The sequence below is a fragment of the Bradyrhizobium nivariense genome, from assembly GCF_029846695.2.
Lineage (GTDB): Bacteria > Pseudomonadota > Alphaproteobacteria > Rhizobiales > Xanthobacteraceae > Bradyrhizobium.
The window spans coordinates 74,774-97,758 of record NZ_JARWCR020000025.1 but is presented as its reverse complement, the minus strand read 5'-3'; the positions used below and the strand labels follow the sequence as shown (position 1 = coordinate 97,758).

Sequence of the window (22,985 nt, the reverse complement as noted above, 5' to 3'; positions counted from 1 at the left end):
TCCGCCTTCGCCAAAACTTCGGCAGACAGGGCGGGGAGAGGCGAAGGAAGAGCCAACTGGAGCCACGACCATGAATATCCAAGCGCCGGTTAAAGTGGACAAGGCCGAACGCATGAGCAGGGCCCGCGAGGAGGCCTATGCGACACCGCTGGCGCAGTTCCACCCGGGCGCGCCCAGGCTGTTCCAGGACGACACCCTGTGGCCGTGGTTCGAACGGCTGCGCAAGGAAGAGCCGGTGCATTACTGCACCAACGCGCCGATCGAGCCGTATTGGTCGGTGGTGAAGTACAACGACATCATGCATGTCGACACCAACCACGGCCTGTTCTCCTCCAATTCAACGCTCGGCGGCATCGGGATCCGCGACGTGCCGGAAGGTTATGACTGGCCGAGCTTCATTGCCATGGATCAGCCGCGTCATTCGTCGCAGCGCAAGACGGTGTCGCCGATGTTCACGCCGACACATCTGGACGAACTGGCAAGACTGATCCGCCAGCGCTCGCAGACCGTGCTCGACAATCTGCCGCGCAACGAGACCTTCAATTTCGTCGAGCGCGTCTCGATCGAGCTGACGACGCAGATGCTGGCCACCCTGTTCGACTTCCCCTGGGAAGAACGGCGCAAGCTGACGCGCTGGTCCGATGTCGCGACCGCGCTGCCCAAGAGCGGCATCGTTGCGTCGGCCGAAGAGCGCCGCCGCGAGATGGACGAGTGTTACGCCTACATGTCCAGGCTGTGGAACGAGCGCGTCAATTCCGCGCCGCGCAACGACCTGTTGTCTTTGATGGCGCACAACGACGCCACGCGCTTCATGGACCCCGACAATCTCATGGGCAACATCATTCTGCTCATCGTCGGCGGCAACGACACCACGCGCAACACCATGTCGGGCTCGGTGCTGGCGCTGAGCGAGAACCCGGATCAGTACGAGATGCTGCGAAAGAATCCCGCGCTGATCGATTCCATGGTGCCCGAGGTGATCCGCTGGCAGACCCCGCTCGCGCATATGCGGCGCACCGCGCTTGCCGACACCGAGATCGGCGGCAAGCAGATCAAGAAGGGCGACCGCGTCGTGATGTGGTACGTCTCGGGCAACCGCGACGAGGAGATGTTCGAGAGGCCGAACGAGTTCGTCATCGACCGCCCGCGGCCGCGCACCCACCTCTCCTTCGGCTTCGGCATCCACCGCTGCGTCGGCATGCGCCTCGCCGAACTCCAGCTCAAGATCGTCTGGGAGGAGATGCTGAAGCGCTTCGACCGCATCGAGGTGGTCGGCGAGCCCAAGCGGATCTATTCCAGCTTCATCAAGGGGTATGAGTCGCTGCCGGTGAGGATTCCGGGGTAGGCTCCCCACTGTCATGCCCCGCGAAGGCGGGGCATCCAGTACGCCGCGGCACCTCCGTATCCCATCGCCGTCTCTGGAATACTGGATCACCCGCCTTCGCGGGTGATGACAGCGGAGCGCGAAGCTACGAGCTCCGCCAGCTATAAAATTTCGGCATGACAGCTCGCGCCAGATGCGATGGGCCTGCCGCAGACTTGTGTCCTAATCCTGCTGCAAATTCAGACCGGCGCTCAAGCCAACCTGATGTCCCACAACCCGTCCTTGCGGCAGGCGGCAACCTCCTCGCGCAGCAGGGCGGTGACGGCGAGCGAAGCCGTCGAGACCGGACGGTCGATCGGAGAGGCGAATATGAGCTCGCGCGTCATCGGCTTCGAGACGACAGCGGTTTCCAGCCGCCCGTCCGCGACTTCGCCGTGGACCGACGAGGGCGGCAGCAGCGCGAAGCCGAGGCCTTCCTCGACGAGACTCGTGAGCACGCGGAACGAATCCGCCTCGAGCTGGACGTTGAGCTTGATCTTGCGTTGCGCCGCCGCGTGCTCGATCAACGCGCGGAGGCCGTGGGAATGACTGGGCAGCACCAGCCGCTGCCGCAGCAGCCAGCCGACATCGACGTTCTTCTTGCGCGCCAAGCCACAGCCGCGCGGACCGACCGCGACGATGTTGTCGCGACCGAGGCTCTCGACGTTGAGATGCAGGTCGGCGGAGCGGCCGTAGAGAATGGCGAGATCCATCTCGCCGCGATGCAGCCATTCGACAAGATGACCGCTGTAGCTCTCGACGATGCGCAGCGAAATGCCGGGAAACTTTTCGACGCAGCGCCGCGCGAAGCGCGCCGACAGCACGCAGCTCACGGTCGGAACCAGGCCGAGCACGACCTGGCCGGATGGCGGCCCCTTGGACGACTGGATGTCGTCGCGGATCTGGTCGATCTGCCGCACGATGCCGGAGGTGCGCGCCAGCAAGAGACGGCCGGCATCCGTGAGCACCATGCCGCGGCCGTTGCGGGTGAACAGTTCGATGCGCAGCTCGTGTTCCAGCAGCTTGATCTGCCGGCTCAGCGCCGGCTGCGCCACGCGCAACGTGTCGGACGCCTTGGAGAGGCTGCCGAGCTCCGCCACGCAACTGAAGGTCCTGAGCTGACGGAAATCCATGCTTGCCAATCCTGGAAGGCTACTCCATACGCTATAGCAAATGAGCATAGGGGGCTGGCATTGTTTTCACAACGCCGGGGGATCGGCCGGCGTTATCTTGACTGCCGCACATTCGGGAAACGCCATGAGTGAAGAACACCACACCGAAGATCACGCCGACATCCGCGAAGCCGTCGCAAAGCTCTGCGCGCAGTTTCCCGGCGAATACTGGCGCAAGCTCGACCGTGAGATGGCCTACCCCAAGGCGTTCGTCGACGCGCTGACCGAGGCCGGTTATCTCTCGGTGCTGATCCCCGAGGAATATGGCGGCGCAGGGCTCAAGCTTTCAGCGGCCGCCGCGATCCTCGAAGAGATCCAGCGCGCGGGCTGCAACGGCGGTGGCTGCCACGCCCAGATGTACACGATGGGCACCGTGCTGCGGCACGGCAATGACGAGCAGAAGGCCAAGTATCTGCCGAAGATCGCGAGCGGCGAATTGCGGCTGCAGGCCTTCGGCGTCACCGAGCCGACCAGCGGCACCGACACCACCTCGCTGAAGACCTTCGCGCGCAAGGACGGCAATGCCGGCTACATCGTTAACGGCCAGAAAATCTGGACCAGCCGCGCCGAACATTCCGACCTGATGCTCTTGCTCGCGCGCACCACGCCGAAGGACCAGGTCAAGAAGCGCACCGACGGTCTCTCCGTGTTCATCGTCGATATGCGTGAGGCCAAGAACAACGGCCTCGAGATCCGCCCGATCCGCACCATGATGAACCACGCCACCACCGAAGTGTTCTTTACCGACATGAAGGTGCCGGCAGAAAATCTGATCGGCGAAGAGGGCAAGGGTTTTCGCTACATCCTCTCCGGCATGAATGCCGAGCGCATCCTGATCGCGGCCGAATGCGTCGGCGACGCCAAATGGTTCATCGCGAAAGCCACCAACTACGCCAAGGAGCGCACGGTGTTCGGCCGGCCGATCGGCCAGAACCAGGGCATCCAGTTCCCGATCGCCAAGGCCTACGCCTCGATGCGCGCGGCCGAACTGATGGTGAAGGAAGCCACGCGCAAATACGAGGCCGGGCTCGACTGTGGCGCGGAGGCCAACATGGCCAAGATGCTTGCGGCCGATGCGTCCTGGGAAGCGGCCAATGCCTGCATCCAGACCCATGGCGGCTTCGGCTTCGCCGAGGAATACGACGTCGAGCGAAAATTCCGCGAGACGCGGCTCTACCAGGTGGCACCGATCTCGACCAACCTCGTGCTGTCCTTTGTCGCCGAGCACGTGCTCGGCATGCCCCGCTCGTACTGAGGCCGCATCATGGGAGCACTTGACGGGATCAGGGTGATTGCGGTCGAGCAGGCGGTGGCGGCGCCATTCTGCTCCTCGCGTCTGGCGGACGCGGGCGCCGAGGTTATCAAGATCGAGCGACCCGAAGGCGATTTCGCCCGCGGCTATGACGCGGCAGCCAAGGGCCAGAGCAGCTACTTTGTGTGGCTGAACCGCGGCAAGCAATCGGCCGTGGTCGATCTCGCCACCAAGGAAGGCTGCGCCGAGCTGGAAAAACTGATCGCGAGCGCCGACGTGCTGATCCAGAACCTCAAGCCGGGCTCGATGGACAAGCTCGGCTTTTCGCGCGAGCGGCTATTGAGGGACTATCCCAAGCTGATCTCCTGCACGATCACCGGCTATGGCGACGAGGGCCCCTATGCGCATCGCAAGGCCTATGATCTGCTGATCCAGGCCGAGAGCGGCCTTGCCTCGATCACCGGCAATCCCGACGGCGCCTCGCGCGTCGGCATGTCCATCGTCGACGTCGCGACCGGCGCCACGGCGCATGCGGCGATTTTGGAAGCGTTGATCGGGCGCGGGCGTACCGGCAAGGGTGCCGACATCCGCATCTCCATGTTCGACGTGATGGCGGACTGGTGCACCGTGCCGCTGCTCAACTCCGAGGCCGGCAATCCGCCGAAGCGCATGGGGCTGCGTCATCCCTCGATCGCGCCCTATGGCGTGTTCACCTCCAGGGACGGCAAGGACATCCTGATCTCGATCCAGAGCGAGCGCGAGTGGAAGACGCTTTGCGCAAAAGTGCTGGACCAGCCGGATTTGTCCGCCGATCCCCGCGTCGCCAACATGGTCGAGCGCGTGCGCAACCGCGACTTCACCGACAAAACGGTCGCGGATGCCTTCGGCAAGATGACGCGCGACGAGCTGCTCAAGCGGCTGTCCGATGCCGACATCGCCTTTGCCGAGGTCAACACCATGGCCGACCTCACCAACCATCCGCATCTGCGCCGCATCGAGGTGGACACGCCGCAGGGACCTGTCAGCTATCCCGCGCCGGCGCCGATCATCGTCGGCGAGACGCGCAGCTATGGCGCGGTGCCGGCGATCGGCGAACGTCCCCAATCCAGGAAATAGCAAGAGCGAGGCGCCATGACCGGGAAGCTCGACATCGATCATTTGCGGCAATGGATCGGCCGCAGCGACGAGGCAACCGACACCGTCACCGCGCAGCTCGTGAAGGGTCTGCGCGCGACGCTGTTCCAGGAGGTCGGTGCGCCCAAGACCGGCGATGTGGCGCCGCTCACGGTGCACTGGTGCCTGGCGCAGCCGGTGTTTCCGAAGTCGATGCTCGGCCCCGACGGCCACCCCACCCGCGGCGGCTTCCTGCCGCCGGTTCCGCTGCCGCGCCGGATGTGGGCCGGCGGCGAGATCGAGTTCCTGCAGCCCTTGCGCGTCGGCGACGAATCGACGCGGACCTCGCGCATCGCCGACGTGCAGGTGAAGACCGGCTCGACCGGCACGCTGTGCTTCGTCTCGGTCGAGCACAGCATTTCCTCGCCGCGCGGCATCGCCATCCGCGAGCGGCAGGACATCGTCTATCGCGAGATGACCACCAGGACGCCTGCGACCGCAAAGGTGCCGCCTCCGCCGCCGAAGGCGCAGCATCGCGAGACGCATGTGTCGGATCCCGTGCTGCTGTTCCGCTACTCCGCGCTGACCTTCAACGGCCACCGCATCCATTACGACCGCAACTACGTCACTGAGGTCGAGGGCTATCCGGGCCTGATCTTCCACGGACCGTTGCAGGCAGCGCTCATCATCGAGATGGCGGCCAAGCTCCGCGGCGGCAAGGCACCGAAGAAGTTCACCTATCGCGGCCTCCAGCCGCTGTTCGAGGGCTCGGAGTTCTCCATCAACGCCAACGAGACCGAGGCCGGCATGGAGCTGTGGACCGCGAACGCGGAGGGGCAGCCGACGATGAAGGGCACGGCGGTGTGGTGATAGTCTCTGCTCGTCATTGCGAGCGCATCGGCGATGTAAAAGCTAGACCCTCACCTGAGGAGCGCGCCCTTCGCGCGCGTCTCGAAGGGCGAGGCCGAGAGCCAGGCCTGCATCCTTCGAGACGCGCGAAGACGCGCTCCTCAGGATGAGGAATTGGGAGGGAACGGAAACGATGTCAAAAAACGGCAAGACCGGCAGCAAATCCGTCACCGTGAAGCAGGCGACTCTCGACCTGCTGCGATCCTTTGGCATTAAAAAAGTCTTCGGCAATCCCGGCTCGACCGAGCTGCCGTTCCTGAGCGACTGGCCCGAGGACATCGACTACGTGCTGGCGCTTCAGGAAGCCTCCGCGGTCGGCATGGCCGATGGTTACGCGCAGGCGACGCGCAATGCCGGCTTCGTCAATCTGCATTCGGCGGCCGGCGTCGGCAATGCGCTCGGCAACATCTACACCGCGCACCGCAACCAGACGCCGCTCGTCATCACCGCGGGCCAGCAGGCGCGCTCGATCCTTCCCTTGCAGGCGTTCCTGTATGCGGAACGTGCGTCCGAATTCCCGCGGCCCTATGTGAAGTACAGCGTCGAGCCGGCGCGGCCCGAGGACGTGCCGGCCGCGATTGCGCGCGCCTATTACACCGCGATGCAGCCGCCCTGCGGGCCGACCTTCGTGTCGGTCCCGATTGACGACTGGGCACATGCGACTGCTCCGGTCGAAGCGCGCAAGGTCAGCCGCGAGATCGGTCCCGAGGCTGACGCAATAAAGGCGCTGGTCACGGCGCTCAGTTCAGCAAAACGCCCTGCCCTCGTCGTCGGCCCCGGCGTCGACCGCGCCGGCGCGGTCGATCTGATGGTGCGCGTGGCCGAGAAGGCGAAGGCCAGCGTCTGGGTCAGCCCGTTTTCGGCGCGCTGCTCGTTCCCGGAACGCCATCCCCAGTTCGCAGGCTTCCTGCATGCCTCGCCGGCGCAATTGTCGGACGCGCTGCGCGAGCACGACCTCGTCGTCGTCATCGGCGCGCCGGTGTTCACCTTCCACGTCGAAGGCCATGCCGCGATCTTCGACGGCGGCGCGTCGATCTTCCAGATCACGGATGACCCGGATGCCGCTGCGGTAACGCCTGTCGGCACCAGCATCATCGCAACGATGAAGCCGGCCCTCGCAATGCTGCTCGACCTCTTGCCGGAGAGCAAGCGCGCGGCGCCAGAAGGCCGCACGCTGCCACCGGCACCGCAAGCCGCCGATCCGCTGCCGGTCGAGTTCCTGCTGCATTCGCTGTCGCAGGCGATGCCCGATGGCGCGTCACTGGTCGAGGAAGCGCCCTCGCACCGGCCGGCGATGCAAAAGTTCATGCCGATGCGCGGCCAGGACAGCTTTTACACCATGGCGAGCGGCGGCCTCGGCTACTCCCTGCCCGCCGCGGTCGGCATGGCGCTCGGCAAGCCGAAGAGCCGCACGGTGTGCCTGATCGGCGACGGCTCGGCGATGTACTCGATCCAGGCGCTGTGGACCGCCGCACAGCGCAAGCTGCCGCTCACCATCGTCGTCATCAACAATTCCGGCTACGGCGCGATGCGTTCGTTCAGCCAGGTGATGCAGGTGAGGAACGTGCCGGGGCTCGAGCTGCCGGGGATCGATTTCGTCAGGCTCGCCGAGGGCATGGGCTGCGATGCGGTGCGCGTCAGCAAGGCGGCAGAGCTTGGCGAGGCGCTGAAGCGCGCGATGGCGTTCGCCGGGACGAGTCTGGTGGAGGTGGCCGTGGATTCGGCGGTGCCGGTCTTGTACGGGCAGAAGCATTAGGTCGCGCCGCCGATCCCAGATGTCGTCCCGGCGAAGGCCGGGACCCATACCGCGTGATCTATCGATTGTGCGCAGTGCTGATCCCGAACAACCAATCCTCGCTAAACTTCTCCCTGGGGTTATGGGTCCCGGCCTTCGCCGGGACGACCAGGAGTTTTTGGACAACCGTCTGTAAGCAAAAACTACGACGCCAGGAATCCTCCATCAGCCGCCAGCACATGCCCGACGACATAGGATGACGCGTCGGACGACAGCCACACCACCGCCTCCGCCACCTCCTCCGGACTCCCCATCCGCCGCAGCGGCAGACCTGCACTGACGGTTGCGATATCGCCGACGCCGGCGCGCATCATCATGTCGGTGACGACGCGGCCGGGTGCAATGGCGTTGATGCGGATGCCGCGCGGCGCATTCTCCATCGCGGCCGAGCGCGTCAGCGAGATCGCGGCGGCCTTGGAGGCCGAATAAAGCGAGAAGCCGGGATTGGGATTGCGCACGCCGCTGACGGAGGTGTTGACGACGATGCTGCCGCGTCCTTTCGCAAGCATCGCCGGCAATTGATGGCGCAGGCACAAGAACAGCGCGCGGACATTGGTGTCGAACACGCTGTCGTAGACATCCGTGCCCTGCTCCTCCAGCGGCGCGCGGCGCTCCTGGAAGCCGGCATTGTTGAAGGCGACGTCGAGCCGGCCGCAACGTTCAATCGCGGTGCCAACGAGGCGCGCAACGTCGTCCTCTTGCGTGATGTCGGCCTTGAGCGCGATGGCGTCCGCACCGAGTTCGCGGCAGGCGACAGCGGTGGCCTCGATCTCGGCTTCGCGCCGGCCGGCGACGACAATCGCTTCCGCACCTTCGCACGCCATCCGGAGGGCCGTTGCGCGGCCGATGCCGCTGCCGCCGCCGGTCACCAGGCAGACCTTGCCCTTCATTCGCATCCCGGCCGGCAAAGTTCCGCTCATGGCCCACTCCAAAACGCTTGCGCGCCGCGTTGCGTGCAGATAGTTGTATGATACAACTATATGAAGGAGTCAAGCATGGCCGCGCTGCAGCTGATTGACGACATTCGCGCCGCCTCGCGCCTGATGGTACGCGAGCTCGGCTTCATGGACGCGACGGTGGCGGCATCGGACTATCCGCCGTCGGCGGTGCACACGATCCTGGAGATCGGCATCCGCGGCCCGATGACATCAGGCGAGCTCGGCGATTTCCTGCGGCTGGAAAAGTCCAGCGTCAGCCGGATGGTGCGCAAGCTGGTCGATTGCGGCGAGCTGCGGGAGACACAGGATGAGACCGATGCCCGGAGCAAGCTGTTGTCGCTGACGGCAAAGGGCCGCTACACGCTGGAGGCGCTGCACGCCTTTGGTCGCCAGCAGGTGAGCGGCGCGCTGGCGGCGTTGACGGGTGCCGAGCAGCGCACGGTACGCGAAGGGATGATGCTCTATGCGCGGGCGTTGCGGCAGAGCCGCGCGGAGGACGAGGCGCAATCGGCGGCGTAGCTGCACCCTCGGTGTCATCGCCCGGCTTGACCGGGCGATCCAGTACTCCGAGAGGGTAATGGCTGCGCCGACGGGCCGCAGCGTACTGGATGCCCCGCTTTCGCGGGGCATGACAGCGTCAACTGTGGAAGCACCGTCAACTACGTCCCGAACTCGTCCCGCATCTTCGCCTGGATCTTGGCCATGCCGCCGATCCAGCGGTCGTAATTCTCGGTCTTCTTGCGCATGTAGCCGAGCACCTGCGGGTGCGGCAGGATCAAGAACGTCTCCTGCGCGAGGCCGGCGAGCACGTCTTTGGCAACCTGCTCGGGCGAGAGGTCACCGTCGCCGGATTGCGGACCCTTGGGGATCGCGCGCAGCATGTTGGTGTCGACGCCCTGGGGGCAGAGGATCGAGACACGGATGTTGTGGGCCTTGTGCGAGATCGCGAGGTTTTCGGCAAAGCCGACCGCGGCATGCTTGGTGGTCGAATAAGCGGGACTGCCGACCTGCGACAGCAGGCCCGCGGCCGAGATGGTGTTGAGGAAATAGCCGCCGCCGCGCGCCTTCATGCGCGGAATCAGATGCCGCGCCGCATAGACATGCGCCATGACGTGGATCGCCCAGCTTCGCTGCCACGGCTCGTCGGAGGCGCCGCCGGCGTTGACCGACATCGGATCGAAACCGCCGCCGATGCCGGCATTGGAGCAGAACAATTCGATCGGGCCGAACTGCCGCTCGGTCTCCTCGATGACATGGGAGACGTCCTTTTCCTGCGCGACGTCGCATCTGAAGGCCGCGCCATCCACCGTGGCCGCGACCGCCCTCGCGTTGGCGGCATCCATGTCGGCGACCACGACCTTGGCCGCGCCCGCCTTGTGAAACGCCTCGCACAGCGCCTTGCCGATGCCATTGGCGCCGCCTGTGACGACCACGACCTTGCCGGTCACCTGCATGCGACGTCTCCTCTTGTCTTATGACGCTTCACGTATCTTATTCCGCTTCGCTTATACCGCTTCGCTTATTCCGCTTCGCGGAGCTTGCTCAGCTCAACACGAGGTCGAGCACCGCGGTATAGTGGCACGCCGCGCCGGCCAAGACAAAGCCGTGCCAGATCGCATTCTGGAAGCGCAGCCGCCGCCAGGCATGGAAGATCACGCCAAAACTGTAGAACAGGCCACCGGCAAGGATGAAGCCCAGCACCAGCGCAGGCAGTGCCTTGACCACGGCATCGTAGAGCATCATGCCGCTCCAGCCCATGGCGAGATAGATGCCGACCGCGACGCGGTCGAACCGGCCGGGGTAGAGAAGTTTCAGCACGATGCCGAGCAGCGCCACGCACCAGACGCCGGCGAGCAGCACCAGCGCGAAGACGCTGTCCTTCACCTCCAGGATGAACGGCGTGTAGGTCGAGGCGATCAGCAGATAGATCGCGGAATGGTCGAAGCGCCGCAGCAGCCATTTGGCTGGCGAGACCGGCCAGAGATTATATGTCGCCGAAAACACCAGCATCGAGAGCAGGCCGGCGACATAGATCGAGACGCCGACGATGTCGGTCGCGTCGGCATAGACCACAGCGAGCACGACCAGGACGGTCGCGGCGACGATGCCAGCGAGGACGCCGACCGCATGGATGATTCCATCGGCGATCAACTCGGCGCGGTCGTAATTCCAACCGATCGCATCGGCGGCGGCGTGGACGGAGGTGGATGCAAGCTGTTTCAGTTGGAAGACGGTCATGGCAATCCGCAAAGTGAGGCAATACCCTCTGGTATGGGTGTTTCGGGACCGGCGCGTCGTTCAAACGGCTGATTTGCCGACAAAGGAGGTGGAAGTATGAAGCTTGATTTTCCGCACGCAATTGCCACTTTTGTGATCGGTCACACATTTTCTCCCGCCGAGCTCCCTTAACGTTCAAATGGCATTCAGTTTCCAGGATATGGTCGAAGAAGCGCGGCTGTCGGCGAGGGCGCTGATCGACTATGGCGAGCACTTCTTCAACCCGACGGTGCGGCTCGGGGTCACCGGCCTGTCGCGGGCCGGCAAGACGGTGTTCATCACCGCGCTGATCCACGGTCTGACGCGCGGTGGGCGGTTTCCGGTGTTCGAGGCCTATTCATCCGGCCGGATCGCGCGGGCGCATCTGGCGCCGCAGCCGGACGATGCCGTGCCGCGCTTTGCCTATGAGAGCCATCTGCGCGCGTTGATCGAGGAGCGGCACTGGCCGAACTCGACCGTCGACATCAGCGAGCTCAGGCTCGTCATCGACTACCAGCGCCACAACGGCGCGGACCGCACGCTGACGCTCGATATCGTCGACTATCCCGGCGAGTGGCTGCTCGACCTGCCGCTGCTCCAGAAGAGTTTTGAGCAATGGTCGGCCGAAAGCCTTGCGCTGTCGCGCGAAGCGCCGCGCGCACATCTGGCGGCGGACTGGCACGCGCATCTCGCAACGCTCAAGCCCGAGGCGCGCGAGGACGAGCAGGCGACGCTCACGGCCGCAAAGCTCTTCAGGGGCTATTTGCAAGGCTGCCGCGACGAGCGGTTTGCGATGAGCCTGCTGCCGCCCGGCCGCTTCCTGATGCCGGGAAATCTCGCCGACACGCCGGCGCTGACCTTTGCGCCGCTCGACGTTCCCGCAGGCGGCCAGGCGCCGGAGGGATCGCTATGGGCGATGATGCTGCGCCGCTATGAGGCCTACAAGGACGTCGTGGTGCGGCCGTTCTTCAGGGATCATTTTGCGCGGCTCGATCGCCAGATCGTGCTGGCCGATGCGCTCGCCGCGTTCAACTCCGGCCCCGAAGCGCTGCACGATCTCGAAGCCGCACTCGCGGGCATTCTCGACTGCTTTCGCATCGGCCGCAGCACGTTCCTCTCCGGCCTGTTCCGGCCGCGCATCGACCGCATTCTGTTCGCGGCGACCAAGGCGGATCATCTGCATCATTCCAGCCACGACAGGCTCGAGGCCGTGCTGCGCCGCGCGGTCACCCGCGCCGTTGCGCGCGCGGAAAATACCGGCGCGGAGATCGACGTCGTCGCGCTCGCCGCCGTCCGCGCCACGCGCGAGGCGCAGGTCGCGCATGGCCGTGACAAATTGCCGTCGATCCTGGGGACACCGGCCGCGGGCGAAAGCACCGGCGGCGAATTCTTCGACGGCAACACCGAGGTGGCAACCTTTCCGGGCGACCTTCCGCTCGATCCCGAGCCGCTGTTCAACGGCACCGATGCGTTCCGCGGGCTCTCGACCGAGGCCGCCGAGAAGAGCGATTTTCGCTTCCTGCGCTTCCGTCCGCCAAAGCTCGAACGCGGGGGGCCCGAGGAGCCAGCGTTGCCTCACATCCGCCTCGACCGTGCCTTGCAGTTCCTGATCGGAGACAAGCTGTCATGAACGACCGATCCCAGCCGCGGCGGCCGGCGACGTTTCGGCTCGACGATCCCGGCGTCGTTGTCACCGAGGCCGACGAGACGGCACGGCTCGGCCGCACCACCATCCAGATCACGCCGGAACCCGATCCACTGGCGTTGCCGGCGCCGATCGCGCCGGCGCTTCCGGCGCGGCGCGGCTTTCCCTGGGGCGCGCTGTTCTGGTCGGGCGTCGCCGGGTTGACGCTGCTTGGCGTCGGGCTCGGCGTGGTCCACCTGATCGAGGATCTGTTTGCGCGCAGCGAAAGCCTCGGCTTTGTCGGACTGGCTCTTGCCTTCATCACCGCGCTTGCGCTCGCGGTGGTGATCGGACGCGAGGCGTTCGGGCTGGCGCGCCTGGCAACGATCGAGAAGCTGCATCAGCGCGCCGCCGCTGTCCTTGCCAGCGACGACCGCAAGGAGAGCCGCCTCATCGTGCAGGATCTGCTCAAGATCGCGCACCAGAACCCGCAGCTCGCGCGCGCCCGTGCCGCGCTGGAAAGCCATGCCGGCGAGATCATCGACGGCGCCGACATGATCCGGCTCGCCGAGCGCGAATTGATGTCGCCGCTGGACATTGAGGCGCGGCGGCTGGTGTCGTCAGCCGCGCAGAAGGTCTCGATCGTCACAGCGGTTTCGCCCCGCGCGCTGATCGACGTGTTGTTCGTGTTCGTGGCGTCGCTGCGCCTGATCCGCCAGCTTGCCCGGCTCTATGGCGGCCGCCCGGGCGCACTGGGCATGATCCGCCTGCTCCGCCACGTCATCGCCCATCTCGCCATCACCGGCGGCATGGCCGCGAGCGACAGCCTTGTGCAGCAGATGCTTGGCCACGGGATCGCGGCGAAGCTGTCGCAGCGGCTGGGCGAAGGCGTGCTGAATGGATTGCTGACGGCGCGGCTGGGTCTGGCTGCGATCGACGTCACACGACCGCTGCCGTTCGCGGCACTGCCGCCGCCGAAGCTATCGGATCTCGCGACGGATCTGCTGCGGAAGAAGGACGAGGAGTAGCGCTCTTTCGCCTCTCCCCGCTTGCGGGAAGAGCGAGAAGAAAGCCAGCACGCGCCACTGGAACAGCGGCGAGTCCTTCGGCGGCGACAGCTCCGGAGTCCAGCCTGAGAGCTTCTCCACCACATAATTGTCCATCACAAGACCGCGCCAGCGTCGCTCGACCTGGCCGAGCGGCTCGCGCTTGGCCGGGATCGAATCCCACAGCGACGAACGATTGTCCGGCTCGCGCCCGACATAGATGCCGGCGTGGCCTTTGATCCGGTCCATGCCGGGATCGCGAAAGTCCTGGAAGCGGCCGCGCTCGTTGATCTCGATCACGGGCACGCGGCCCCTGAACAGCCAGCGCATCATGGCGTAGGTGCGGTAGTCCGCGGTGGCGATCCAGGTCGCGCCGGTCTCATCCAATGCGGCCTGCGCGCGCGCCGCGACCTGCTCGTAGCCGGACTCGGCACCGACCGGATCGATCTTTCCGAGCAAATTCCAGGGCGCGGCGACGTAATAGAGGAACACGATGACGACAAAGGCGATGCCCGAGACCACCGCCGTGTTGGCCCAGAACAGCGACGACCTGATCATGCGCGCCGGCCATTTTTCATGCGACAGCATCGTGAGGTTGACAGCGGCGGCGGCAAAGCCAACCGGCCACATGAACATCGGCCAGGTGTCGCCGACCCGGAGGGTCAGCGATTTCGTCAGAAAATAGAGAAACGGCACCAAGACCGCGGTCGACAGCAAAATCGCGACCGGCTCGCGCGTGCGATAGCCGCGCCATGCCGTCAGCACCAGCCCCGTCAGCACCACCGGCAGCATGACGAAACCGACCAGCCCGAATTGCAGGCCGATGTAATCGCCGATGGTGCGGAACGAGATGCCGTAATTGGTGGTGGCGCGCACGCCCTGGAAGCGGAACGAGGCCCAGTCGTGCTGCACGTTCCAGATCAGGACCGGCGAGAACACGGCAATTGCGGTCAGGACAGCGAGATACGGATAGGGGCTGCGCAGCCAGCGCCAGCGCCAATCCGGCACCAGCAGAAAGGCGGCAACCGCCGGCGCGAACATGATCACGGTGAATTTCGACAGCATCGCCAGCCCGGCGAACAGGCCGGCCGCAAGCCACCAGCGGCCGTCGCCGCCCTGCGCAAGCCGCACCAGGCACCACATCATCGCCACCGCAAACGGGATCATGGCGACATCTGGCGCGACCTTGGCCATCAGCAGGCCGTAATAGAGCGCGGCCTCCGGCATCAGCACTGCGAGCACGACGGCGCGCGCATCATGGGTGAGGCGGCGGACGATATCGGCGAGCAGAAGCTGCGTCACCAGCATCGCGACGATGCCGCCGAAGCGCACACCGAGCGTGGTGTCGCCGAAGATCGCGGTGCCGAACCGGATCAGCCAGGCGATGCCGGGGGGATGATCGAGGAAGCTGAGCGCTGTCTCCTGCGACCAAGTCCAGTAATAGGCCTCGTCCGTGCGCAGCTCGATTGCGGAGGCGTAGACGATGCGCAGCAGCGTCATCGCGGCGATGATCGCCGCGGCCACGACGAGGGACCGGCGCGCGGCGCCGTGGGGGGGCACGGTGATATCGGGAGCTGTCGTCACGGCCGCGCTTTTCGCCAACCTGGGAGGGGGAGTCAATGTGGGGTACCGTCGTCCCGGATCGGCGCGTGCTTGGGGCGCTCTTGTCCGGGACGATACTGGGATTGCGGCGGCTTGCCGCGTATGTGATCCCGCAAGCTGCCCACCCCCCGGAATTAAACGCTACGCTGGCTGTTCTCCTTGGTGAACTGATACAAGCGAATCATGGCCACCGCCCCTGCACAGATGTCCGAACTCCTCCGCGCGACCAGCATACGCCAGGTGCGGCTGATCTGCGGCGTCATCCTGTTCGCCTATGTGGTCAGCCATTTCCTCAACCATGCGCTCGGCAACATCTCGGTCGATGCCATGGAGATGGGGGTCTACTACCACACGCTATTCTGGCAGTTCCTGCCGGTTGCGATCATGTTTTACACGGCGGCGCTCACGCATATGGGGCTCGGCATCTACGCGCTGTATCAGCGCCGGCAGTTCCGCTGGCGGACGGTCGAGCCGCTGCAGCTCGTGCTGGGCTTGAGCATCCCCGCGCTGGTCATGGCGCATGTGATCGGCGTGCGGCTCGGCCAGACGCTTTATGGACACCAAAAACTCTACCCGCAGGAACTCTATCTGTTCTTCGTCGCGTCGCCGGGTCGGATCTGGACGATGACGATCCTGCTTCTCATCGCCTGGGTGCACGGCTGCATCGGCATCTACTTCTGGCTTCGCCTCAAACCGTTCTTCACGCGCGCCGCGCCCTATCTGCTCGCGGCCGCCGTGCTGATCCCGACGCTGGCGCTGCTGGGTGTCTACCAGGGCGGCCGCAGCGTCGAGGTCGAGGCCGATGACGGGGAATGGCGGACGCATAATCTCACGCGCCGCCAGCTTGGCACGGCTGCCGAGGCCGCGACGCTCGACCGCATCACCGGCGGCCTCACCGCCGGCTATCTCGGACTGCTCGCCCTGGCGCTGCTGGCGCGCGGCGGGCGCGCCTTGCGCGAGCGGCGCGGCGGCATGATCGCGCTGTCCTACGGCAACGGCAAGACGGTGCGCGTCCCCAAGGGCCTCTCCGTGCTGGAAGCAAGCCTGCGCCACAATGTGCCGCATGCCAGCGTCTGCGGCGGCCGCGCCCGCTGCTCGACCTGCCGCATCCGCATCATCGGCGATCATGGCGCCCTGCCCGAGCCGTCGCAGCGCGAGGCGTTCGTGCTCACCCGTGTCGGCACCAGCGATCCCTCGATCAGGCTCGCCTGCCAGCTGCGGCCGACGTCGGATCTCTCCTTCTTCCAGCTCTTCACCGCCCATACCCTGTCGGCGAACGCGCAGGTCTCGACGCCCGCCAGAATCGGCCAGGAGCGCTATCTCGTCAGCCTGTTCGTGGACATGCGCGGCTCGACGCAGCTGGCCGAGAAGCGGCTGCCGTTCGACACCGTGTTCATCGTCAACCGCTTCCTCGGCGCGGTCTCGCAGGCCGTGATCGAGAATGGCGGCCAGCCGAACCAGTTCGTCGGCGACGGCATGCTGGCGCTGTTCGGGCTGAGCGCCGATCCGCAGACCGCCTGCCGGCAGGCGCTGAAGGCCGCCGCCGGGATCGCCATGCATATCGACGAGCTCAACGAGCTCCTGGGCCACGATCTGCGCCAGCCGATCCGCTTCGGCATCGGCATCCACGGCGGCGAGGTCATCATCGGCGACATCGGTTATCGCGATCACATCGTCTTCACGGCGCTGGGCGATGCCGTCAACGTCGCGGCCCGGCTCCAGGACATGACCAAGACACTGGCCTGCGAAGCGATCGTCTCGGAGGAAGTTCGCCGCACCGCGGGCCTCGCCGACGATGCGCTGCCGCAGCAGGAGGTCGCGATCCGCGGCCGCGACGAACCGATGGCCGTGCGCGTCGTCGCGGACGCCAGGAAGCTGTCCGTGCTAGTCGATCGCGGCGAGCGCGTAGCGGCGTAAGGCAGCCACGAAGGCGGTGCGCTCCCTCTCCCGCTTGCGGGAGAGGTTGCAGCGAGCCCGCGGCGGGATTGATCCATCAAACCGAAGATCATCGCGGCATAACACCGGCTTGCTGCAACGCAACGGCATGGGCCTGCTGCGAAAGCACGAATTGACTTCACCTCAATCGTTGCGACAGATGAGCGCGGGATCGCGATGATGACCGTTATCCAACGAAAAGCTCCGGGAGGAGACCACATGTTCGATCGACGCGACCTGCTCAAAGGAGCGGGCCTTGCCGCTATTACGGCCGCACTGAACTCAACCAAAGCGCTGGCACTCGACACCGTCACCCTGCCCTTCGCCAATGGCGAACGGCCATTGGTGAAATATCCGCAGAAGCGGCCGATGATCGGCCTGACCAGCCGGCCGCCGCAGCTCGAGACGCCATTCGCGGTGTTCAACGACGGCCCTATCACGCCGAATAATGCGTTCTTCGTGCGCTATCACCTTTCCGACCTGCCCTACAATCTCGACCCCGACAAGTTCACGCTCGAGATCAAGGGCAAGGTCGACAAGCCGCTAAAACTGTCGCTGAAGGACATCTTGAAGATGAAGGCGAGCGAGATCGTCGCCGTCAACCAGTGCTCCGGCAACAGCCGCGGCTTCTTCGAGCCGCGCGTCGCCGGCGGACAGCTCGCCAACGGCGCGATGGGCAATGCGCGCTGGCGCGGCGTGCCGCTGAAGGCGGTGCTGGCGATGGCGGGCGTGCAGAGCGGCGCGAAGCAAGTTACCTTCAACGGCATGGACGGCCCGGTCAGCGACAAGACGCCCGATTTCGTCAAGGCGCTCGATATCGATCACGCCACCGACGGCGAGGTGATGCTGGCCTATGGCATGAACGGCGAGGACCTGCCGTTCCTCAACGGCTTCCCGCTGCGCCTGATCGTGCCCGGCTATTACGGCACCTACTGGGTCAAGCATCTCAACGAGATCACCGTCGTCGACAACGTCTATGACGGCTTCTGGATGAAGTCGGCCTATCGCATTCCGGACACCCCGAACAATGCGGTCGAGCCGGGCACGGCGCCGAAGGCGACGATCCCGATCAACCGCCTCACCATCCGTTCCTTCATCACCAGCCTCAATGACGGAGCCAAGCTGAAAGCAGGCGGCACGACACTGCGCGGCATCGCCTTCGACGGAGGCAAGGGCATCAAGGAGGTCGCGGTCTCGACCGACGGCGGCAAGACCTGGACCATCGCCAGGCTCGGCAAGGATTTCGGCAAATACTCATTCCGTGAATGGAAGCTGCCGGTGAAGCTCGCGGCGGGCGCCTATGAGCTCAAGGTGCGCGCCACCGGCAATGGCGGCGAAACCCAGCCGGATACGCCGCGCTGGAATCCGGCGGGTTATTTGCGCAACGTGGTCGAAACCGTCCGCGTCAGCGTGGCCTGAAGGGAGAATGATCATGCACCGCACCGTTCTCCCCGCCATTACGCTCGCCCTCGCCGCAATGGTGGGTTCGGCATTTGGAGCACCGGTCAACTACAAGACGCCCGACGAGGTCGCCGTGTTCAAGCCCGGGCCCAATCTCGAGGTGGTGCAGGGCAATTGCACCGCCTGCCACTCGTCCGACTACATCGCCACGCAGCCGCCGATCAAGGACAAGAAAGGCTTCTGGCAAGCCGAGGTGACCAAGATGATCAAGGTCTATGGCGCGCCGATCGACGATGCCGATGTCGGCAAGATCGTCGATTATCTGGCCACGACGTATTGACGGCGTGCCGCTCAATTGACCGCGAAACGGGCAAAACCGGCAAAAACGCCGCGAAGTTGAGCGGAATTCGGCGAAATGCCGATGTGGTTTGAGCTACCAAGCCGGCCACATTCCGCGTATCGTAATAGGACCGAACCGGCCGGTTGGCGGGGACTGGCGGTTCGAGATCTCGGAGGAAGACCCGCGGAGAAGTCGTGATGGCTAAAGGTACGGTCAAGTGGTTCAACCCGACGAAGGGTTATGGATTTATCCAGCCTGCGTCGGGCGGCAAGGATGTGTTCGTGCATATCTCGGCAGTGCAGAAAGCCGGTCTGTCGTCCCTGAACGAAGGACAGACGGTGGAATATGAAGAGATCGCAAACCGAGGCAAAAGCTCCGCAGAGAACCTCAAAGTATAAGCCCGCCGGCTTTTGCTAGCTCCCGGATCGATTCGGGAGCCGGGCCAAGAAAATTTTGGAAGACGGTCAGTGCATTCGACGACAGGCGTTGCGATTGCACACGGAGAACTGTTTGCCCGCGAAGACCGCCCGTTCAACGCCACAGCAATGACAATCGCGACAGCACTTCGTTAGTCCACCGGCAACGGTGCGTCGCGCTTGATCTCTTCCATCACCGCATAGGTTCGCGTCTCGCGCACGCCCGGCATCGACAGCAAGGTCTCGCCGAGGAACCGCCGATACGCGGTCATGTCTGCCAGCCGCGCCTTCACAAGATAGTCGAATCCGCCGGCAACCATGTGACACTCCAGCACTTCGGGCGCGAGTTTCACCGCGCGGGCAAAGCGCTCGAAATTGTCGGGCGTGGTCTTGTCGAGTAGCACCTCGACGAACACCAGGAGCCCGAGGCCGAGCCGGTGCGGGTTGAGCCGCGCGCCATAGCCCTCGATAAAACCCTCTCGCTGCAAACGCTTCAGCCGCTCGCCGATCGAGGTCGGAGACAGCCCGATGCGTTCGGCGAGCTCGACATTGGCGATTCGCCCGTCCTGCTGCAAAATCGAGAGGATCTTCCGGTCGATTCGATCGAGTTCCATATCTTCTAAGGTCATATGGCTGATGACCTTAATTTTCTAAGCCAAATCAGCTAATTTGTCTATCGAGCTACGGTGGCGCGGGCATTATCCTGGATTTGAGCCACAGGACACGCCATGCCGAACATTCCGCCTCCCTTCATCGCCCCCTACGCGCCCGATGATGCCGAGATCGCTGCGCGCCTCTTGCCGGCCTCCCATCTCGGTCCGCCACAGGAGGCGCGGATCGATCGCACCGCGACGCGGCTGATCGAGGCCATCCGCAAGCGCGACGACCGGCTCGGCGGGGTCGAGGACATGCTGCGGGAGTTCGCGCTCTCGACCAAAGAAGGACTTGCTTTGATGGTGCTGGCCGAGGCGCTGTTGCGCGTGCCGGACGCGCGCACCGCCGACCAGTTCATCGAGGACAAGCTCGGCGAGGGCGATTTCATCCACCACGAGACCAAGTCCACGGCCTTCCTGGTCAACGCCTCGGCCTGGGCACTGGGCCTGTCGGCGCGGGTGATCCAGCCCGGCGAGACGCCCGACGGCACCATCGGCCGGCTGGTGAAGCGGCTCGGCGCACCGGCCGTGCGCACCGCCACGCGCCAGGCGATGCGGCTGATGGGCGATCATTTCGTGCTGGGGGAAACCATCGAGCAGGCGCTGGAGCGGGGCCGGCCGCGTTCCGGTGAGAGGCCGCGCTATTCCTTCGACATGCTCGGCGAAGGCGCGCGCACGGCCGCTGACGCCAAGCGCTATTTCGACGCCTATGCGAGCGCGATAGAAACCATCGGCAGGTCCGCCGGCAGCCATCCTTTGCCCGATCGGCCCGGTATCTCCGTCAAACTCTCGGCGCTGCATCCGCGCTTCGAGGCGGTCAGCCGCGAGCGCGTGATGGCTGAATTGGTGCCGCAACTGCTGGACCTGGCGCAGCGCGCCAAGGTCCATGATCTCAACTTCACCGTGGACGCCGAGGAAGCCGACCGGCTGGAGCTGTCGCTCGACGTGATCGCGGCAACGCTCGCCGATCCCTCGCTTGCCGGTTGGGACGGATTTGGCCTCGCGATCCAGGCCTATCAGAAGCGCGCCAGCGCCGTGATCGACTATGTCGACGCGCTCGCCCACGCGCATGACCGCAAGCTGATGGTGCGGCTGGTCAAGGGCGCCTATTGGGACACCGAGATCAAGCGCGCGCAGGAGCGCGGGCTCGACGGCTACCCCGTGTTCACGCGCAAGGCGATGACGGATCTGAACTTCGTCGCCTGCGCGTCAAAACTGCTCGGCTTGCGGCCGCGCATCTTCCCGCAATTCGCCACCCACAACGCGCTGAGCGTCGCGACCGTGCTGGAGCTTGCCGGTGAGAACGGCGGCTTCGAATTCCAGCGCCTGCACGGCATGGGCGAGGCGCTCTACGAGCAGCTCGCCAAGGATCACCCCGATATTACCTACCGCACCTACGCCCCGGTCGGCAGCCATCGCGACCTGCTTGCCTATCTGGTGCGGCGACTGTTGGAGAACGGTGCCAATTCCTCCTTCGTGGCGCAGGCCGCCGATTATCGCGTGCCTGTTACGGCGCTGTTGCAACGTCCAGCGGATGCCATCGTCCGGCCGCAGCAGGCGGCCCATGCCAAAATTCCGCTGCCGGGCGACCTCTACGCCCCCGAGCGGCGCAATTCACGTGGCGTCGAATTCGGCGCGCGTGCCGCGCTCGACCGGTTGCTGACGGAGGTCAAGGCCGAGACGGCCGAGCTCAAGTCGATCACTGAGGCAACGCCGGATCAGGCCCATGCGGCCGTGGCCGCAGCGCGCGCGGGCTTCACCGCCTGGAGCCGGACTCCGGCAGCCACACGCGCGGCGGCGTTGGAGCAGGCCGCGCATCTCCTGGAGAACCGCGCGCCCCATTTTATCGCGCTGCTGCAACGCGAGGGCGGCAAGACGCTCGACGATGCACAGTCGGAGCTGCGCGAGGCCGCCGACTTCTGCCGCTACTATGCCGCGCAGGGCCGCAAGCTTTTCGGCAACGATGTGGCGATGCGAGGCCCGACCGGCGAGAGCAACACGCTCGCCATGCGCGGCCGCGGCGTCTTCGTGGCGATCTCGCCGTGGAATTTTCCGCTGGCGATCTTCCTCGGCCAGGTCACGGCAGCGCTGATGGCCGGCAACAGCGTGGTGGCAAAACCCGCCGAGCAGACGCCGCGCATCGCACGCGAGGCCGTAGCTCTGCTGCACGAGGCCGGCATCCCGGCAAGCGCGCTGCATCTCGTCACCGGCGACGGCCGCATCGGCGCAGTGCTGACGGCGCATCCCGACATCGCCGGCGTCGTCTTCACCGGCTCGACGGAGGTCGCGCGCAGCATCAACCGGGCACTGGCTGCCAAGGACGGACCGATCGTGCCGCTGATCGCGGAGACCGGCGGCATCAACACCATGATCGCGGATGCGACTGCGTTGCCCGAGCAGGTCGCGGACGATGTCGTCACCTCGGCGTTTCGTTCCGCCGGCCAGCGCTGCTCGGCGCTGCGGCTGCTGTTCGTGCAGGAGGACGTCGCCGACCGCATGATCGAGATGATCGCGGGCGCGGCGCGCGAGTTGAAGATCGGCGATCCCAGCGACGTCGCGACCCATATCGGTCCGGTGATCGACGTTGAGGCCAAGCAGCGCCTCGATGCGCACATCGCACGGCTGAAGACCGAGGCGCGGCTGCACTTTGCCGGCACCGCGCCGGAAGGCTGCTTCGTCGCACCGCATATTTTCGAGCTTAGGGATGCCGGCCAGCTCACCGAGGAGGTGTTCGGCCCGGTCCTCCACGTCGTGCGTTATCGTGCCGAAAATCTCGAACGCGTCCTGCAAGCCATCGAGCGCAGCGGCTACGGGCTGACGCTCGGCGTCCATTCGCGCATCGACGATACGATCGAGGCCATCGTCGACCGGGTCCAGATCGGCAACATCTATGTCAACCGCAACATGATCGGCGCCGTGGTCGGCGTGCAGCCGTTCGGTGGCAACGGCCTGTCCGGAACCGGCCCGAAAGCCGGCGGTCCGCACTACCTCGCGCGCTTTGCGACCGAGCAGACCGTGACGATCAACACCGCAGCAGCCGGCGGCAACGCTGCCCTGCTCGCAGGGGATGAGTGAGGCGCCGCGAGGAGCGTTGCATCCCGGCAAAACATCGGTCTAATGCTCCCATGGCTTGCCCCGCCAATTCCAGCGCGCGGGAAACAACATAAGTG

At 65.3% G+C, this 22,985-nt stretch carries 19 protein-coding genes; 13 read left to right on the top strand and 6 right to left on the bottom strand.

Going from position 1 to position 22,985, the window contains the following annotated elements:
* The first annotated feature begins 70 nt into the window (after window positions 1-70).
* Entirely contained in the window at window positions 71-1,345 is a 1,275-nt protein-coding gene (locus QCM77_RS21605) for a cytochrome P450 (RefSeq protein WP_279661257.1), read from the top strand.
* Between the two features lie 230 nt (window positions 1,346-1,575).
* Here the strand turns inward: QCM77_RS21605 and QCM77_RS21600 are convergent, their stop codons facing one another.
* Window positions 1,576-2,496, bottom strand: coding sequence for a LysR substrate-binding domain-containing protein (locus QCM77_RS21600; protein ID WP_279661258.1), 921 nt, complete (start codon window positions 2,494-2,496; stop codon window positions 1,576-1,578).
* Between the two features lie 124 nt (window positions 2,497-2,620).
* Here QCM77_RS21600 and QCM77_RS21595 point away from each other — a divergent pair, with 124 nt between their 5' ends.
* The 4 genes from QCM77_RS21595 (at window position 2,621) to mdlC (ending at window position 7,565) form a co-directional block, all read left to right on the top strand.
* Entirely contained in the window at window positions 2,621-3,790 is a 1,170-nt protein-coding gene (locus QCM77_RS21595) for an acyl-CoA dehydrogenase family protein (RefSeq protein WP_279661259.1), read from the top strand.
* Window positions 3,791-3,799: 9 nt separating this feature from the next.
* Window positions 3,800-4,903, top strand: coding sequence for a CaiB/BaiF CoA transferase family protein (locus tag QCM77_RS21590; protein WP_279661260.1), 1,104 nt, complete (start codon window positions 3,800-3,802; stop codon window positions 4,901-4,903).
* A 15-nt stretch (window positions 4,904-4,918) separates the two neighbouring features.
* Window positions 4,919-5,770 carry an HTD2 family dehydratase gene (locus QCM77_RS21585; RefSeq protein ID WP_279684761.1) on the top strand — a complete coding sequence of 284 codons (852 nt, stop codon included), beginning with the start codon at window positions 4,919-4,921 and terminating at the stop codon, window positions 5,768-5,770.
* Between the two features lie 172 nt (window positions 5,771-5,942).
* Window positions 5,943-7,565: a benzoylformate decarboxylase gene (gene mdlC / locus QCM77_RS21580; protein ID WP_279661262.1), complete on the top strand. Its 1,623-nt coding sequence runs from the start codon at window positions 5,943-5,945 to the stop codon at window positions 7,563-7,565.
* Window positions 7,566-7,747: 182 nt separating this feature from the next.
* Here the strand turns inward: mdlC and QCM77_RS21575 are convergent, their stop codons facing one another.
* Window positions 7,748-8,524 carry an SDR family NAD(P)-dependent oxidoreductase gene (locus QCM77_RS21575; RefSeq protein ID WP_279684759.1) on the bottom strand — a complete coding sequence of 259 codons (777 nt, stop codon included), beginning with the start codon at window positions 8,522-8,524 and terminating at the stop codon, window positions 7,748-7,750.
* 75 nt (window positions 8,525-8,599) lie between these two features.
* Between QCM77_RS21575 and QCM77_RS21570 the strand changes: the two genes are divergently transcribed.
* Window positions 8,600-9,061: a MarR family winged helix-turn-helix transcriptional regulator gene (locus QCM77_RS21570; protein WP_279661263.1), complete on the top strand. Its 462-nt coding sequence runs from the start codon at window positions 8,600-8,602 to the stop codon at window positions 9,059-9,061.
* A 140-nt stretch (window positions 9,062-9,201) separates the two neighbouring features.
* On the opposite strand, the gene QCM77_RS21565 is transcribed toward QCM77_RS21570, so the two are convergent.
* Window positions 9,202-9,996: an SDR family oxidoreductase gene (locus QCM77_RS21565; protein ID WP_279661264.1), complete on the bottom strand. Its 795-nt coding sequence runs from the start codon at window positions 9,994-9,996 to the stop codon at window positions 9,202-9,204.
* Window positions 9,997-10,084: 88 nt separating this feature from the next.
* Window positions 10,085-10,780: a PAQR family membrane homeostasis protein TrhA gene (gene trhA, locus QCM77_RS21560; protein ID WP_279661265.1), complete on the bottom strand. Its 696-nt coding sequence runs from the start codon at window positions 10,778-10,780 to the stop codon at window positions 10,085-10,087.
* A 178-nt stretch (window positions 10,781-10,958) separates the two neighbouring features.
* On the opposite strand from trhA, the gene QCM77_RS21555 reads away from it, so the two are divergent.
* Window positions 10,959-12,428 (top strand): YcjX family GTP-binding protein, encoded by a 1,470-nt coding sequence (locus QCM77_RS21555; protein WP_279661266.1) that lies wholly within the window; start codon window positions 10,959-10,961, stop codon window positions 12,426-12,428.
* Complete coding sequence (locus QCM77_RS21550; protein WP_279661267.1) at window positions 12,425-13,450, top strand: YcjF family protein; 1,026 nt, start codon at window positions 12,425-12,427, stop codon at window positions 13,448-13,450. The genes QCM77_RS21555 and QCM77_RS21550 overlap by 4 nt, the downstream gene beginning before the upstream one ends.
* Here QCM77_RS21550 and QCM77_RS21545 read toward each other — a convergent pair.
* Complete coding sequence (locus tag QCM77_RS21545; protein ID WP_279661438.1) at window positions 13,403-15,028, bottom strand: glycosyltransferase family 39 protein; 1,626 nt, start codon at window positions 15,026-15,028, stop codon at window positions 13,403-13,405. The genes QCM77_RS21550 and QCM77_RS21545 overlap by 48 nt on opposite strands.
* 225 nt (window positions 15,029-15,253) lie before the next feature.
* Between QCM77_RS21545 and QCM77_RS21540 the strand changes: the two genes are divergently transcribed.
* The 4 genes from QCM77_RS21540 (at window position 15,254) to QCM77_RS21525 (ending at window position 19,144) form a co-directional block, all read left to right on the top strand.
* Window positions 15,254-16,987 carry an adenylate/guanylate cyclase domain-containing protein gene (locus QCM77_RS21540; RefSeq protein WP_279661268.1) on the top strand — a complete coding sequence of 578 codons (1,734 nt, stop codon included), beginning with the start codon at window positions 15,254-15,256 and terminating at the stop codon, window positions 16,985-16,987.
* A 237-nt stretch (window positions 16,988-17,224) separates the two neighbouring features.
* Entirely contained in the window at window positions 17,225-18,424 is a 1,200-nt protein-coding gene (gene sorA / locus QCM77_RS21535; RefSeq protein ID WP_279661269.1) for a SorA family sulfite dehydrogenase catalytic subunit, read from the top strand.
* A gap of 13 nt (window positions 18,425-18,437) precedes the next feature.
* The gene (gene sorB, locus QCM77_RS21530) at window positions 18,438-18,746 is read left to right on the top strand and encodes a SorB family sulfite dehydrogenase c-type cytochrome subunit (protein ID WP_279684758.1); all 309 of its coding nucleotides are present in this window, start codon (window positions 18,438-18,440) and stop codon (window positions 18,744-18,746) included.
* Window positions 18,747-18,943: 197 nt separating this feature from the next.
* A complete protein-coding gene (locus tag QCM77_RS21525; protein ID WP_007596519.1) occupies window positions 18,944-19,144 on the top strand; it encodes a cold-shock protein in 201 nt (66 codons plus the stop codon).
* Between the two features lie 170 nt (window positions 19,145-19,314).
* Here QCM77_RS21525 and QCM77_RS21520 read toward each other — a convergent pair whose 3' ends face one another.
* Window positions 19,315-19,776, bottom strand: a complete 462-nt coding sequence (locus tag QCM77_RS21520; protein ID WP_279661271.1) for an Lrp/AsnC ligand binding domain-containing protein — start codon at window positions 19,774-19,776, stop codon at window positions 19,315-19,317.
* Window positions 19,777-19,890: 114 nt separating this feature from the next.
* Here QCM77_RS21520 and putA point away from each other — a divergent pair, with 114 nt between their 5' ends.
* On the top strand, window positions 19,891-22,890 hold the full coding sequence (gene putA, locus QCM77_RS21515) for a bifunctional proline dehydrogenase/L-glutamate gamma-semialdehyde dehydrogenase PutA (protein WP_279661272.1): 3,000 nt from the start codon (window positions 19,891-19,893) through the stop codon (window positions 22,888-22,890).
* The last annotated feature ends 95 nt before the right edge of the window (window positions 22,891-22,985 follow it).